Origin of the sequence: Falsiroseomonas sp., from assembly GCF_030695085.1 — a bacterium.
Taxonomy (GTDB): domain Bacteria; phylum Pseudomonadota; class Alphaproteobacteria; order Acetobacterales; family Acetobacteraceae; genus Falsiroseomonas.
The window spans coordinates 1-14095 of record NZ_JAUYTS010000231.1 but is presented as its reverse complement, the minus strand read 5'-3'; the positions used below and the strand labels follow the sequence as shown (position 1 = coordinate 14095).

Sequence of the window (14095 nt, the reverse complement as noted above, 5' to 3'; positions counted from 1 at the left end):
ATGCGGAGCTTGCGATGCCCGAGACGGTGCCGATCATCGATGTCACCGGCCTGCGCCAGCCCGACCAGGAGGCGCGGCGGCAGGTCGCGGCCGCGCTTGGTGCCGCCTGCCGCGGGGCCGGGTTTTTCCTGGTCACCGGCCACGGCATCGCGCCGGAGGTGACGCAGCGCCTGTTCGCGGCGGCGCGGCAACTTTTCGCCCTGCCGGAGGCCACCAAGCAGGCCCTGTCGATCCGCCATTCGCCGCATAATCGCGGCTATGTCGGCCTGTCCGAGGAACAGCTGGACCCGACCAGGCCCGCGGATCGGAAGGAGGCGTTCAATGTCGGCCTCGATCTGGCCGCCGATGATCCGGAGGTGCTGGCCGGCCTGCCCTTCCGCGGCGTGAATCTGTGGCCGGAGGGCGCGCCGCAGCTGCGCCGGGACATCCTCGCGCATTTCGACGCCGCCTGGGCGCTCGGCCGGCTGCTGCATCGCGGCTTCGCGCTGGATCTCGGCCTGGCGGAGGATTTCTTCGAGGATAAGCTGGACCGCCCGCTGGCGACGCTGCGCCTGCTGCACTACCCGGCCGGCAGCGGCACCGAGGCAGCCCTCGGCGCCGGCGAGCACACCGACTACGGCAACGTCACCGTGCTGGCCACGGATGGCGTGGCCGGGCTGGAGGTGAAGCGACGGAACGGCGCGTGGGAGGAAGTGCCGCAGGTGCCGGGCGCCTTTGTCTGCAATATCGGCGATTGCCTGATGCGCTGGACCAATGATGTCTATGTCTCCACCCCGCATCGCGTGCGGGCGCCGGTGGCGGAGCGGTATTCCGCCGCCTTCTTCCTCGATCCCAATCCGGAGGCGGTGGTGGAAGTGCTGCCCGGCTGTACCGGGCCGGCCAATCCGGCGCGCTACGCACCGGTGACCGGCGCCGCCTATCTGCGGCAGAAGCTGGACGCGACCTATGCGCATCGGCGGGAGGCGTAGAAGGCCGCCGCCCCGCCCGATGGACGCCCCGCAGCGCCAGGGCTAGGAACATCGCGCCATGAAGATGCCCCCCGCCGTGCTCCAGGTGCTGCCCGCTCTGGCCTCCGGCGGGGTGGAGCGCGGCACCATCGAAATCGCCGAGGCGCTGCGCGATGCCGGGCTGCGGCCGCTGGTGGCCTCGGCGGGTGGCGCGCTGGTGGCGGATCTGGAACGGCTGGGCGTGCGGCATGTGGCGCTGCCGCTGGCCACGAAATCGCCGCTCGCCATCTGGCGCAACGCCGCGGCGCTGACCGCGCTGGCGCGGGCGGAGGATGTGCGGATCATCCATGCCCGCTCCCGCGCCCCGGCCTGGTCTGCGTTGCTGGCGGCACGGCGCAGCGGCGCGGCCTTCGTCACCACCTATCACGGTGCCTATAATGAGGGGCTGCCGGGCAAGCGGCTGTACAATTCCGTCATGGCGCGCGGCGACCGCGTGATCGCGATCAGCGGCTTCATCGCGCAACTGGTGCAGGCGCGCCATGGCGTGCCGGCCGAGCGCATCCGCCTGATCCCGCGCGGCGTCGATCCGCGCCGCTTCGATCCGGCGCTGGTCGGCGCCGCGGCAATTGCGGAACAACGCGCCGCGTGGGGCGCGGCACCGGGCGATGCGGTGCTGCTGTTGCCGGCGCGGCTGACCCGCTGGAAGGGCCAGGCGGTGCTGCTGCGGGCGCTGGCGCTGCTGCCGGCGAATCTGCGGGTGGTGTTCGCCGGTGGTGGGCGGGGCGGCTACGTCCGGGAATTGCAGGCGCTGGCCGAACAGCTTGGCGTCGCCGGGCGGCTGCGGATGCCTGGCCATGTGCCGGAGCTGGCCCTGGCGCTGGCGGCCGCTGATGTGGTGGTGCATGCCAGCACCGACGCCGAGGCCTTCGGCCGCACCGTGATCGAGGCGCAAGCCATGGCCCGCCCGGTGATCGCCGCCGATCTCGGCGGGCCGCGGGAGACGGTGGAGCATGGCGTGACCGGCTGGCGCGTGACGCCCGGAGACCCTGCGGCGCTGGCTGCGATGCTGGCGCAGGTGCTGGCCATGCCGGCGGCTGCGCGCCAGGCCGTCGGGGATGCGGCGCGGCAGGCGGTTCTGGCGCGCTACAGCACCGCGGCGATGCAGGCGGCGACGCTCGCTGTCTATCGGGAGTTCCTGGCATGACCACGCCCGCAATCCTGGTGATCCGGCTCGGCGCGCTGGGCGATTTCGTGCAGTCCTTCGGCCCTTTCGCCGCGATCCGCGCGCATCATCCCGGCGCGCGCATCGTGCTGCTGACCACGCCGCCCTTCGCCGATCTCGCCCGCCGCAGCCCCTGGTTCGACGAGGTCTGGTCCGAGGGCCGCCCCGCATGGCACGACCCGCGCGCCGTGCTCGGCCTGCGCCGCCGGCTGCGGAGCGCGCGGTTCGGGCGGGTCTATGATCTGCAGACCTCCGGCCGGTCCTCCCGCTACCGCTGGCTGGTCGGGCTGGGGGTGGAGTGGTCCGGCGTGGCGCGCGGCGCATCCCACCCGCATGACAATCCGCACCGCGACGCGCTGCACACAGTCGAGCGGCAGCGCGAGCAGTTGGAAGCCGCGGGGATCACGGCGTTCCCGGCCCCGGCGCTGGATTGGCTCGCGGCCGATCTTGGCGGCTTCGGCCTGCCGCCGGAATTCGCCCTGCTGGTGCCGGGGGCATCGCCGCAGCGCCCGGGCAAGCGCTGGCCGGAAGCCCGCTTCGCCGACTTCGCCGCGGCCAGCCCGATTCCCTGCGTGGTGCTCGGCGGCAAGGCGGAGGCGGCGATGGCGGCGCAGATCGCCGATGCGGCGCCGGGCACCATCAACCTGGCCGGGCGCACCGGCTTCGCGGAGATTGCGGCGTTGGCCCGGCGTGCCCGCTTCGCGCTGGGCAATGACACCGGGCCAACGCATCTGATCGCCGCCGCCGGCTGCCCGACGCTGGCGCTGTTCGGCGGTGACAGCGACCCGGCGCTGTGTGCCCCGCGCGGCCCCAGCGTGGCGGTGCTGCGGCATGTGCCGCTCTCCGGGCTGGGACTGGATGCGGTGAATGCGGCGCTGGCCGGCATCCTGCCGCCGGATTGACCTCACGCCCCATGGCAGGGCGGCTGGCCCGCCCGTGAGCAGGCGGGCCAGCCGGCTGTCGGTTTCAGCCCAGGCCGGATTGCGTCCAGGCCCGCAGCGCCTCCGTCTCCGTCTCGCTCAGCTTCTCGCCAGCCGCGCGGGCAGTGTTGACCAGGGTGGCGAACAGCACCCGGGACAGGCGGGCGGCGCCTTCCGGCGTCGCCGGCTCATGCAGCTTGACGTAGCCACGCATCAGCCAGCGCAGCAGCGCCGTCACCTCCCGCGCCGAGACCTGCAAGCCTTCGGCGCCGGCCGCCCTGGCGATGTCGGGCGCGGCGCTGGCTGGCTCCAGCGGCATGGCGGCCACCACGGCCTGCAGCAGGAAGCCCAGCTCCGCCGGGGTGAAGGCAGGCAGGTCGTGCGGCAGGCCCTTCGGGTCGCGCGAACCCCAGAGCAGGTCGCGCAGCAATTGCGGCGCCTCCATCAGGGCCGTGTCGCTGACCCCGACCGGGTCCGGCTGCGGCGCCTCGGCTTCGGGCGTCTCGGCCTCGGGCGCTGCGAGGGCGGGTGCTTCGGCCTGGGGTGCTTCGGCCGATGCCGGGGCCTCCTCCGGTGCATCCACCGCCTCGCCCGGCTTCTCCTCCGCGGGGATGTCCTCGGGCGCCGCGCCGCGCTCGGCATCGAACACCCAGCGCCGCGCCGGCGGGCCGGAGAGCGACAGGCGGCGATCCTGCGCTTCCTCGATCAAGGCGCCGAGCGAGCCGGCCCCGGCATAATCCGTGCTTCGCAGGGCGGGGAAGGCGCGTGGGAGGGCCTGGCCGATATCGGTCAGGCGCAGCGCGCCGCCGGGGCTGCGGGCCACCGCATCCCGCACCCATTCCAGCGCCTGGGCGCGGAGCGCCGGCAGATCCGGCCGCGCCGGTTCGCTGCGCGGCACCTCGACCCGGGCCGGGGCCGTGGTGGGGAATTGGGCGATCGGCAGGTTGCCCATGCCCTCATGCGCCAGTTCATCGAGGCCCACCACCAGGTCGGCCGCCGCCAGATAGGCGGCCTTGGCCGTATCCTGCGCCAGGATGGTGATGCGCCGGTCATGCGCGCGCAGCCGGGCCAGCGCCGGCAGGAAATCGCTGTCGCCGGACAGCAGCACGAATTCCTCGAATCGGGTGCGGTGGTCCAGCGCCTCCCGGATATCGAGGGCCATCTTCATGTCGGCGCTGTTCTTCAGCCAGGCGACGGGCGGACAATCCACCACGTCGAAGCCGGCCTGCACGAAGGCGGCGCGGAATTCGGAGAAATAGGTGCGGTTGCGCAGATCCTTCGTCGCCCGGTAGCGCGCCACCGGCCGGCCCGCCTGGAAATCCCAGTATCCGCCCGGGTTCAGGTAGCAGCGGCGCACCAGGGTGCGGCGCGTGGCCGGCTTGCCGCCTTCCTCACGTCCCTCCAGCCAGGCGAGCCAGGCATCGGGGCGCTCGCCGAAGGCATAGGCCGCCCGTTCGTCCCAGCGCAGCAGGGCCATGAAGACATTGTCGAAATCGACATAAAGGGCGGCACGCGGAAGTGGGTCTCGATCGGTCATTCAGGCTTCCAGGCAAAGATAAAACCGCGTCATACGAGTGATAAGGCCCAGGCATGCCCTGCTGCGCCTTGACGGCGGGGCGGTGGGCTGCCCATGGTCCGCGCCCTTTATGGCACAGCCCAGGAGCCTTGTATCACCATGCCCGCGATCACCCTGCCTGACGGTTCCGTCCGCGACTTCGCCGGGCCCGTCACGGGCACGACGGTCGCGGCCAGCATCGGCCCCGGCCTGGCCAAGGCCGCGCTTGCCATGATGGTGGATGGCGTGCTGCGCGACCTGTCGGACGAGATATCGGCCGATGCCAGCCTGCGCTTCATCACCCGCCGCGACCCCGAGGCGCTGGAGATGATCCGCCACGATGCCGCCCATGTGCTGGCGGAGGCGGTGCAGGACCTGTTCCCCGGCACCCAGGTCACCATCGGCCCGACCATCGAGAACGGCTTCTACTACGACTTCTTCCGCAACCAGCCCTTCAGCGTCGAGGATTTCGCCGCGATCGAGGCGCGGATGCGGGAAATCGTGGCGCGCAACGCGGCGTTCAAGCGCAGCGTGGTGTCCCGTGCCGAAGCCACCTCCCTGTTCGAGAAGAAGGGCGAGGCCTTCAAGGTCGAGCTGATTCGCGACCTGCCGGATGGCGTCGATATCAGCCTGTACAGCCAGGGCGACTGGATCGATTTGTGCCGCGGGCCGCATATGCGCGGCACCGGCGATGTCGGCACCGCCTTCAAGCTGATGAAGGTCGCCGGCGCCTATTGGCGCGGCAAGCCGGAGAATCCGGTGCTGTCGCGCATCTACGGCACCGCTTGGCGCGACCAGAAGGAACTCGACGCCCATCTGCTGCAGATCGAGGAGGCGGAGAAGCGCGACCACCGCCGCATCGGCAAGGAAATGGGCCTGTTCCATTTGCAGGAGGAAGCGACCGGCAGCGTCTTCTGGCACCCGAAGGGCTGGAAGCTGTACCGTACGGTCGAAGACTACATGCGCCGCCGGCTGGACCAGGCCGACTACCAGGAGGTGAAGACCCCCCAGCTGGTGGACCGCCGCCTGTGGGAGGAATCCGGCCATTGGGAGAAATTCCGCCACGCCATGTTCCTCGCCAAGGTCGAGGACAAGGACGAGGCGGACCGCATCTATGCGCTGAAGCCGATGAACTGCCCCTGCCATGTGCAGATCTTCAACCAGGGCGTCCGCAGCTATCGCGAATTGCCGCTGCGCATGGCCGAATTCGGCGCCTGCCACCGGTTCGAGCCATCCGGCGCGCTGCACGGCATCATGCGGGTGCGCGCCTTCACCCAGGATGACGCGCACATCTTCTGCGAGGAGCACCAGATCGCGGATGAGACGGTGCATTTCGTGGCGCTGCTGTCGGGCATCTATCGCGACCTCGGCTTCACCGATTTCCGGGTGAAGTTCTCCGACCGGCCGGCGGTGCGCGCCGGCGATGACGCCACCTGGGACCGGGCCGAGGGCGCGCTGAAGGAAGCCTGCGCGGTGGCCGGCGTCGGCTACGAACTGAACCCGGGGGAGGGCGCCTTCTACGGCCCGAAGCTGGAATTCGTGCTGCGCGATGCCATCGGTCGCGACTGGCAATGCGGCACGCTCCAGGTGGATTTCGTGCTCCCGGAGCGGTTGGATGCGACCTATGCGGCGGAGGATGGTACCCGCAAGCGGCCGGTCATGCTGCACCGGGCAATTCTCGGCAGTTTCGAGCGCTTCCTCGGCATCCTGATCGAACAGCATGCGGGCCGCTTCCCGCTCTGGCTGGCGCCGGTGCAGGTGGTGGTGGCGACCATCGTCTCGGATGCCGATGGCTACGCGCGTCAGGCCGCCGCGGCGCTGGCCAAGGCCGGGCTGCGGGTGGAACTCGATCTGCGGAACGAGAAGATCAACCGCAAGGTGCCCGACCACATCGCCCAGCGCGTGCCGGTCCTGGCCGTTGTCGGGCGGCGGGAGGCGGAGGAGGGCATGCTGGTGCTGCGCCGCCTTCCTGGGCGGGAGCAGGAAAGCCTGCCACTTTCGGAGGCAGTCGCCCGGCTTGTGGCGGAAGCCACCGCGCCGGACCTTCTCCAGCCGGTATCCGAACTGGCGCAATAATGCCACATTTTGCGGCGGCAGATGGGCCGAGATGCCCGCCGCCGCTTGCTTCGGCGGGACCGGATCGCCATAACAAACCGGAATTCGTCTTGAACCACGACAGGAGAGCGCTATAGCCCGAGGTCCGATGCCCGCCCAGTTGCCGACGCGCGACGGCCCGCGGGTCAATGAAGACATCCGTGTCCCCCAGGTCCGCCTGATCGATCAGGACGGTGAAATGATCGGGGTGATGTCTGCGCGCGACGCGTTGCTGCGGGCGTATGAGGTCGGCCTCGACCTGCTCGAGATCAGCCCGAACGCCGCTCCGCCGGTCTGCAAGATCACGGACTACGGCAAGTACAAGTACGAGCAGCAGAAGAAGGCCAACGAGGCGCGCAAGCGCCAGAAGGTCGTCGAGCTGAAGGAAATCAAGGTCCGTCCGAATATCGACGACCATGATTACGACGTGAAGATGCGGCAGATGAAGGAATTCATCGGCGACGGCGACAAGGTGAAGGTCACGCTTCGCTTCCGCGGCCGTGAAATGGCGCATCAGGACCTCGGCCTGAAGGTGCTGGACCGGATCCGGACGGAATTGGCCGAAGCCACCAAGGTGGAATCCATGCCGCGCCTGGAAAACCGCCAGATGATCATGGTGCTGGCGCCCAAATAGGCGACCATCAGAGGGGGCTGGCCGGTATGTTCGGGGCAATCCGGAGCCGGCTGGCTCGCCTGTCCGCCCCCATCGTGGCACCGCCGGAACCTCCGGCTTCCCCTTTCCCCGTGCCGGTGCCTGGCCCGCTGGCGGCGGATGCGGTGTTGCAGGCCCGCTCCGCGGCGTTTGGCGCCGCCTGCCGGTCCCACGTCGCGGCCTTCGACCAGGCGCTGGCCGGGTTGGTGGCGGCAGGCAGCCTGCGCCCGGACCAGCAGGATTACGCCCGTGACCACCGGCTGCGCTTCGCCGAGGCGCTGTACGCCATCGAGACCCTGCTGGCGCCGGAGCCGGGCTGGCCGCGCTGCCGGGTGCTGGAGATCGGCTCCTCCATCACGCCGATGCTGTTCCACGCCGCCTTTCCGGAACTGCGACTGACGGCGGCCTGCCTGTTCAGGCACAAGCAGCTCGACGGCATTGTGGAGCGGGCGGTGCAGGTGGATCTGGAGAAGCTGGACCTCCGCAGCGCAACCACCCTGCCGCTGCCCGACCCGCCGCTGCGCGACCTCGATATGGTGATGCTGTGCGAGGTGCTGGAACATCTGCTGGTCAACCCGGCCAATCTGTTCCGGGCGCTGGCCGGCACGCTGCGGCCGGGTGGGCTGCTGTATGTGACGACGCCGAATTTCCTGCGCCAGGGTTGCCGCGGCCTGATCCTCGCCGGGCGCAACCCGCAGCCGCTGTTCCGGCCCGAATTCCGGCCGGAGGACCGCTTCCACCACCATGTCCGCGAATACACCATGGCGGAGCTGCTTGAGGCGATGCAGGCGGCCGGGCTGGTGCTGGAACTGGCACAGTATTCCGCTTGCTGGGACAGCGCGGAGGCAGCCGCCACCCTGCCGGCCGATGCGCTGCGGAACCTGGTGGTGGTGGGGCGAAAGCCGCGCGATCCGGCGGCGGGCGCTTGACCGCAGGCCCCGCCAGGCAGTAGGGAACGCCCATCAGGCACCCCCTGATGCATTGGTCGCCCCGCCACAGGTGGGTCGGCTCCGTCGCTCCGCGAAGACTCGCGCAGCGGCGCGATTTCGTTTGGGGGCGTCGCCACGGTTTGAAGGGCTAGATCCGCCACGATGTTCGAGGCGCTGGGCAACAGGCTGACAGGGGTTTTCGACAAGCTGCGCCGTCGTGGCGCGCTGTCCGATGCCGATGTCCAGGAGGCGCTGCGGGAAGTCCGCGTGGCGCTGCTGGAGGCCGATGTCGCCCTGCCCGTGGTGAAGGACCTGGTGAACCGCGTGCGCGACCGCGCCGTGGGCCAGGAAGTCATCCGCAGCGTCTCCCCGGCGCAGCAGGTCATCAAGATCGTCACCGCCGCGCTGGTCGCGGCGCTGGGTGGCGGCGAAGGGGATGACGGCAAGCGCGGCATCGACCTGAATGCGCCCTCGCCGCTGCCGATCCTGATGGTCGGCCTGCAGGGTTCGGGCAAGACCACCACCTCAGGCAAGATCGCGCTGCGGCTGCGCACGCGGGATCGCAAGAAGGTCCTGCTCGCCTCGCTCGACGTGCATCGCCCGGCGGCGCAGCTGCAGTTGCAGCAGCTGGCGGATCGCGCCGAGGTCACCTGCCTGCCCATCGTCATGGGGCAGAAGCCGCTCGAGATCGCCGCCCGCGCGCTGGATGTGGCGCGGCGCGAGCTGTACGACGTGGTCATCCTCGACACCGCCGGTCGCTTGTCCATCGACGCCGAGCTGATGGCCGAAGTGGCTTCGGTGAAGGCCTTCGCCAAGCCGCATGAGACGTTGCTGGTGGTCGATGCGATGACCGGCCAGGACGCGGTGCAGACGGCGCGCGCCTTCAACGAGCAGGTCGGCGTCACCGGCATCGTCATGACGCGTGTCGATGGCGATGCGCGCGGCGGTGCGGCGCTGTCCATGCGGGCAGTAACCGGCGCGCCGATCAAGCTGCTCGGTGCCGGTGAGAAGTTGGATGCGCTGGAGGATTTCCATCCGGATCGCATCGCCAACCGCATCCTCGGCATGGGCGACATCGTCTCGCTCGTCGAGCGTGCGGCGGAGACCATCGACCAGGCGGAAGCGGAAAAGCTCGCCAAGAAGATGCAGAAGGGGTCGTTCGACCTCGAGGACTACGCCCAGCAGATCAAGCAGATCGGCAAGATGGGTTCGTTGTCCGGCATCCTCGGCATGCTGCCCGGCATCGGCAAGATGAAGGCGCAGATCGAGAACGCGAATCTCGACCAGTCGATGCTGAAGCGCCAGGCCGCCATCATCTCCTCGATGACGATGAAGGAGCGGCGGAAGCCGGAGCTGATCAAGGCCTCGCGCAAAAAGCGCATCGCGGCCGGGTCAGGCGCGACGGTTCAGGAAGTCAATCGCCTGCTGAAGCAGTTCGACGACATGTCGGACATGATGAAGCGGATGAACAAGATGGGCCAGAAGGGGATGATGCGCGGTGGTCTCGCCTCGCTGATGCCCGGTCTCGGCAACAAACGACCTTTCTAGGAGCAGAATACAGATGGGCCTCAAGATCCGCCTCGCGCGCGCCGGCGCCAAGAAGCGTCCCTACTACCACATCGTGGTGGCGGACAGCCGCAGCCCGCGTGACGGCCGCTTCATCGAGAAGCTGGGCAGCTACAACCCGATGCTGCCGTCGGACCACGCCGACCGCGTGCGGCTGTTCGCCGAGCGCATCACCTATTGGAAGTCGGTCGGCGCGCTGCCGACGGAGCGTGTGGCCAAGTTCCTCGGCCATGCCGGCCTGGCGCCGATGCCGGTGTACCCGGAGCAGCCCAAGCAGTCCCTGCCGAAGAAGAAGGCGCAGGAACGCGCCGCCGCGAACGCGGGCTGAGCGTAAGGGCTGATCGGTGGACCGGGTGAAGCGCGTGATCGTGGGCGAGATCGGCAGGCCGCATGGCGTGCGCGGACTCGTGCGCCTGCGCGCCTTCACCGCGGACCCACGCGCGATCGGCAATTACGGCCCGCTGACGGATGAGGCCGGCACCCGCCGCTTCGCCGTGACCGCCATGCCGGACGGCATCGCCCGCATCGAGGGTGTGACGGACCGCGAGCAGGCCGCGAAGCTGACGGGCGTGAAGCTCTACGCCGAGCGCGACCGCCTGCCGCCGCCCGAGGACCCGGACGAGTTCTTCCTGTGCGACCTGGAGGGCCTGCCGGCCTTCGGGGAGGATGGGGCGAAGCTCGGCACGGTGCGCGCGGTGCAGGACCATGGTGCCGGTGCCTTCCTTGTCATCGATGCCGCCTCCGGCGAGCTGCTGCTGCCCTTCACCAAGGCCGTCGTGCCGGTGGTGGATGTCGCCGGCGGCCGCGTGGTGGTGGTGCCGCCCGGCGAAGTCATCATCCCGCCGCAGCCGGGTGAGGCCGCGGCGTGACCTGGCAGGCCACCATCCTGACCCTGTTCCCGGAGATGTTCCCGGGGCCGCTCGGCCTGTCGCTCGCCGGCAAGGCGTTGCGGGAGGGTCGCTGGGCGATCGAGGCGATGGATATTCGCGGCTTCGCCACGGACCGGCACCGCACGGTGGACGACACGCCCTTCGGCGGAGGCGCCGGCATGGTGATGCGGCCGGATGTGCTGGATGCAGCCTGCGAGGCGGCAACCGCGGCCAATCCGGGCGCGCCGCTGGTCTATCTGACGCCGCGTGGGCGTCTGCTGGACCAGGCGCTGGTGCGGGATCTGTCGGCCGGCCCCGGCGTGGTGATCCTGTGTGGCCGCTACGAGGGTGTCGACCAGCGGGTGATCGAGGCGCGCGGCATGGTCGAGGTCTCGGCCGGGGATTTCGTGCTGTCGGGCGGCGAGCCTGCGGCGCTGCTGCTGCTTGACGCCTGCATCCGGCTGCTGCCGGGGGTGATGGGCGGGGCGGCCAGCGCGGCGGAGGAAAGCCACGGCGCGGACGGCCTGCTGGAATATCCGCACTACACCCGCCCCGCCGAATGGCAGGGCCACCGCGTGCCCGATGTGCTGCTCTCCGGCCATCATGCCGAAGTGGCCCGCTGGCGCCGCGCCGAGGCGGAGGCCGCGACCCGTGCGCGGCGGCCGGACCTCTGGGACCAATTCACCCGCCGCAAGGCGGAACAACCGAACACGGCCAAGGCGGGGCGGCTGGACGGCCACCCGGCCGCCGCCTAGATGCACAGATTGGAAGGAACCACCCGATGAACCTGCTCCAGCAGTTCGAGGCCGCCCAGCAGGCGCGCCTCTCCGAGAAGCGCGCGACGCCGGCCTTCGATGCGGGCGATACCGTCCGCGTCATGGTGAAGGTCGTCGAAGGCGAGCGCACCCGCGTGCAGGCCTATGAAGGCGTCTGCATCGCGCGCAGCAACCGCGGCCTGAACAGCAACTTCACCGTCCGCAAGCTGTCCTACGGCGAGGGCGTGGAGCGTATCTTCCCGCTGTATTCGCCGAATGTGGCGGAGATCATCGTGGTGCGTCGCGGCAAGGTGCGGCGCGCGAAGCTGTATTACCTGCGTGGCCGGACCGGCAAGTCCGCGCGCATCGTCGAGCGGGCGCGCGACAAGCGCGAAGTGCCCGCCACCGCCTCCTGACCCGGCAGCGGCCCCGCCATTCGGGCGGGGCCATCGGGGAGGGGGACAAGAAGGCAAAGGGGAAAGCGATGGCCAAGCCACGCACGCTGTTTGACAAGATCTGGGACGCCCATGTGGTGGACACGCTGCCGGATGGCACCGCGGTTCTCTACATCGACAAGCACCTCACCCACGAAGTCACCAGCCCCCAGGCCTTCGAAGGCCTTCGCCTCGCCGGCCGCAAGCTGCGCCGGCCGGATGCGACCATCGCGGTGGTGGACCACAACATCGCCACCGACAGCTCCCGCTACGGCCGCATCGAGGATCCGGAAAGCCGGATGCAGGTCGAGACGCTGGAGAAGAACGTCGCCGAATTCGGCGTGCCCTACATTCCGCTGACGGATATCCGCCAGGGCATCGTGCATGTCATCGGGCCGGAGCTGGGCCTGTCCCTGCCGGGCATGACGCTGGTCTGCGGCGACAGCCACACCTCGACGCATGGCGCGCTCGGCGCGCTCGCCTTCGGCATCGGCACGTCGGAGGTGGAGCATGTGATGGCCACCCAGACGCTGCTGCAGAAGCCGGCGAAGAACATGCGCGTGACGGTCGATGGCACGCTGCCGGCGGCATGCACGGCGAAGGACATCGTGCTGGCGATCATCGGCAAGATCGGCACCGGCGGCGGCACCGGCTTCGTCATCGAATATGCCGGCGAGGCGATCCGCGCGCTGGACATGGCCGGGCGCATGACGCTCTGCAACATGACGATCGAGGCCGGCGCCCGCGCCGGCATGGTGGCGCCGGACCAGGTGACCTTCGACTATGTGAAGGGCCGCCCCTTCGCGCCGAAGGGTGCGGATTTCGACAAGGCGGTCGCCTGGTGGAAGACGCTGCCCTCCGATTCCGGCGCGCATTTCGACAAGGAAGTGGTGCTCGACGCCGCCGAGATCGCACCGCAGGTCACCTGGGGCACGAACCCCGAGGCCGTACTGCCGATCACCGGCGTGGTGCCCGACCCGGCGCTGGTCGAGGATGAGGACCGCCGCGCGCAGATGACGCGCATGCTGCACTACATGGATTTGCAGCCGGGCCAGAAGCTGGAAGGGCTGAAGATCGACGTCGCCTTCATCGGCTCCTGCACCAATTCCCGCATCGAGGATATCCGCGCCGCCGCCGCCATTGCCCGCGGCAAGAAGGTGGCCGATGGCGTCCGCGCCCTTGTGGTGCCCGGCTCCGGCCTGGTGAAGAAGCAGGCGGAGGATGAGGGGCTCGACATCGTGCTGAAGGAGGCCGGTTTCGAATGGCGCGAGGCGGGCTGTTCGATGTGCCTCGGCATGAACCCGGACAAGCTGAAGCCCGGCCAGCGCAGCGCCAGCACCTCGAACCGCAATTTCGAGGGTCGCCAGGGGCCGGGCGGCCGCACCCATCTCGTCTCCCCGGCCATGGCGGCGGCGGCGGCGATCCACGGCCATCTGGTGGATGTCCGCAAGCTCGAAGGGGGTGTGTGAGATGAGGGCCTTCACCACGCTGACCGGCGTCGCGGCGCCAATGCCCGCCGCGAACATCGACACCGACAAGATCATCCCGGCGCGCTTCCTCAAGACCATCGCGCGCACCGGCCTCGGCAAGTCGCTCTTCGCCAATATGCGCTACAAGGAGGACGGGTCGGAGAACCCGGACTTCGTGCTGAACCAGGAACCCTACCGCCGCGCGGAGATCCTGATCGCCTTCGACAATTTCGGCTGCGGCTCCTCTCGCGAACATGCGCCCTGGGCGCTGCTGGATTTCGGCATCCGCTGCGTCATCGCGCCGGATTTCGCGGATATCTTCCACTCCAACAGCTTCAAGAACGGCGTGCTGCCGGTGGCCCTGCCGCGCGCGGTGTGTGAGCAGCTGATGGAAGATGCGCGGATGGGCGGCAATGCGCGCCTGACCGTGGATCTGGAGCGCCAGGTGGTAGTGCGCCCCAATGGCGAGGAGATTCCCTTCGAGGTCGATCCCTTCCGCCGTCACCTGCTGCTGAACGGCCTCGACGATATCGGCCAGACCCTGCAGCACGCGCCCGCGATCGATGGCTTCGAGGCGAAGCAGCGCGCGGCGCAGCCCTGGTTGTACGCCCAGACCTGAACCTTCCGGGGGCCGTCCTGGCCCCCACCCCCACCCACCCCCCCCACGGGGGGGCGGGGGGGCC

The 14095-nt window shown here is 69.7% G+C and carries 14 protein-coding genes; 13 read left to right on the top strand and 1 reads right to left on the bottom strand.

Annotated features, from left to right (window positions below):
* The first annotated feature begins 14 nt into the window (after positions 1 to 14).
* Genes Q8S40_RS23755 through Q8S40_RS23745 form a run of 3 tightly spaced genes read left to right on the top strand, consistent with a single transcriptional unit; the run spans position 15 to position 3071 of the window.
* Positions 15 to 968: an isopenicillin N synthase family oxygenase gene (locus tag Q8S40_RS23755; protein ID WP_305672394.1), complete on the top strand. Its 954-nt coding sequence runs from the start codon at positions 15 to 17 to the stop codon at positions 966 to 968.
* A gap of 58 nt (positions 969 to 1026) precedes the next feature.
* On the top strand, positions 1027 to 2151 hold the full coding sequence (locus tag Q8S40_RS23750; protein WP_305672393.1) for a glycosyltransferase family 4 protein: 1125 nt from the start codon (positions 1027 to 1029) through the stop codon (positions 2149 to 2151).
* On the top strand, positions 2148 to 3071 hold the full coding sequence (locus tag Q8S40_RS23745) for a glycosyltransferase family 9 protein (RefSeq protein WP_305672392.1): 924 nt from the start codon (positions 2148 to 2150) through the stop codon (positions 3069 to 3071). The genes Q8S40_RS23750 and Q8S40_RS23745 overlap by 4 nt, the downstream gene beginning before the upstream one ends.
* Positions 3072 to 3135: 64 nt before the next feature.
* On the opposite strand, the gene Q8S40_RS23740 is transcribed toward Q8S40_RS23745, so the two are convergent.
* Entirely contained in the window at positions 3136 to 4626 is a 1491-nt protein-coding gene (locus Q8S40_RS23740) for an NYN domain-containing protein (protein ID WP_304807544.1), read from the bottom strand.
* A gap of 138 nt (positions 4627 to 4764) precedes the next feature.
* On the opposite strand from Q8S40_RS23740, the gene thrS reads away from it, so the two are divergent.
* The 10 genes from thrS (at position 4765) to leuD (ending at position 14031) form a co-directional block, all read left to right on the top strand.
* Positions 4765 to 6720 (top strand): threonine--tRNA ligase, encoded by a 1956-nt coding sequence (gene thrS / locus Q8S40_RS23735; RefSeq protein ID WP_305672391.1) that lies wholly within the window; start codon positions 4765 to 4767, stop codon positions 6718 to 6720.
* Positions 6721 to 6847: 127 nt separating this feature from the next.
* Positions 6848 to 7372, top strand: coding sequence for a translation initiation factor IF-3 (gene infC / locus Q8S40_RS23730; protein WP_304807540.1), 525 nt, complete (start codon positions 6848 to 6850; stop codon positions 7370 to 7372).
* 116 nt (positions 7373 to 7488) lie between these two features.
* On the top strand, positions 7489 to 8319 hold the full coding sequence (locus tag Q8S40_RS23725) for a methyltransferase domain-containing protein (RefSeq protein WP_305672390.1): 831 nt from the start codon (positions 7489 to 7491) through the stop codon (positions 8317 to 8319).
* A 162-nt stretch (positions 8320 to 8481) separates the two neighbouring features.
* The gene (gene ffh, locus Q8S40_RS23720) at positions 8482 to 9867 is read left to right on the top strand and encodes a signal recognition particle protein (RefSeq protein WP_305672389.1); all 1386 of its coding nucleotides are present in this window, start codon (positions 8482 to 8484) and stop codon (positions 9865 to 9867) included.
* 13 nt (positions 9868 to 9880) lie between these two features.
* Positions 9881 to 10213: a 30S ribosomal protein S16 gene (rpsP, locus tag Q8S40_RS23715; protein WP_304807534.1), complete on the top strand. Its 333-nt coding sequence runs from the start codon at positions 9881 to 9883 to the stop codon at positions 10211 to 10213.
* A 25-nt stretch (positions 10214 to 10238) separates the two neighbouring features.
* On the top strand, positions 10239 to 10754 hold the full coding sequence (gene rimM, locus Q8S40_RS23710; RefSeq protein WP_305672388.1) for a ribosome maturation factor RimM: 516 nt from the start codon (positions 10239 to 10241) through the stop codon (positions 10752 to 10754).
* A complete protein-coding gene (gene trmD, locus Q8S40_RS23705; protein ID WP_305672387.1) occupies positions 10751 to 11509 on the top strand; it encodes a tRNA (guanosine(37)-N1)-methyltransferase TrmD in 759 nt (252 codons plus the stop codon). The genes rimM and trmD overlap by 4 nt, the downstream gene beginning before the upstream one ends.
* A gap of 26 nt (positions 11510 to 11535) precedes the next feature.
* On the top strand, positions 11536 to 11925 hold the full coding sequence (gene rplS / locus Q8S40_RS23700; protein ID WP_304807528.1) for a 50S ribosomal protein L19: 390 nt from the start codon (positions 11536 to 11538) through the stop codon (positions 11923 to 11925).
* Between the two features lie 68 nt (positions 11926 to 11993).
* Positions 11994 to 13412: a 3-isopropylmalate dehydratase large subunit gene (gene leuC, locus Q8S40_RS23695; protein ID WP_305672386.1), complete on the top strand. Its 1419-nt coding sequence runs from the start codon at positions 11994 to 11996 to the stop codon at positions 13410 to 13412.
* A gap of 1 nt (position 13413) precedes the next feature.
* On the top strand, positions 13414 to 14031 hold the full coding sequence (gene leuD / locus Q8S40_RS23690; RefSeq protein WP_304807524.1) for a 3-isopropylmalate dehydratase small subunit: 618 nt from the start codon (positions 13414 to 13416) through the stop codon (positions 14029 to 14031).
* The last annotated feature ends 64 nt before the right edge of the window (positions 14032 to 14095 follow it).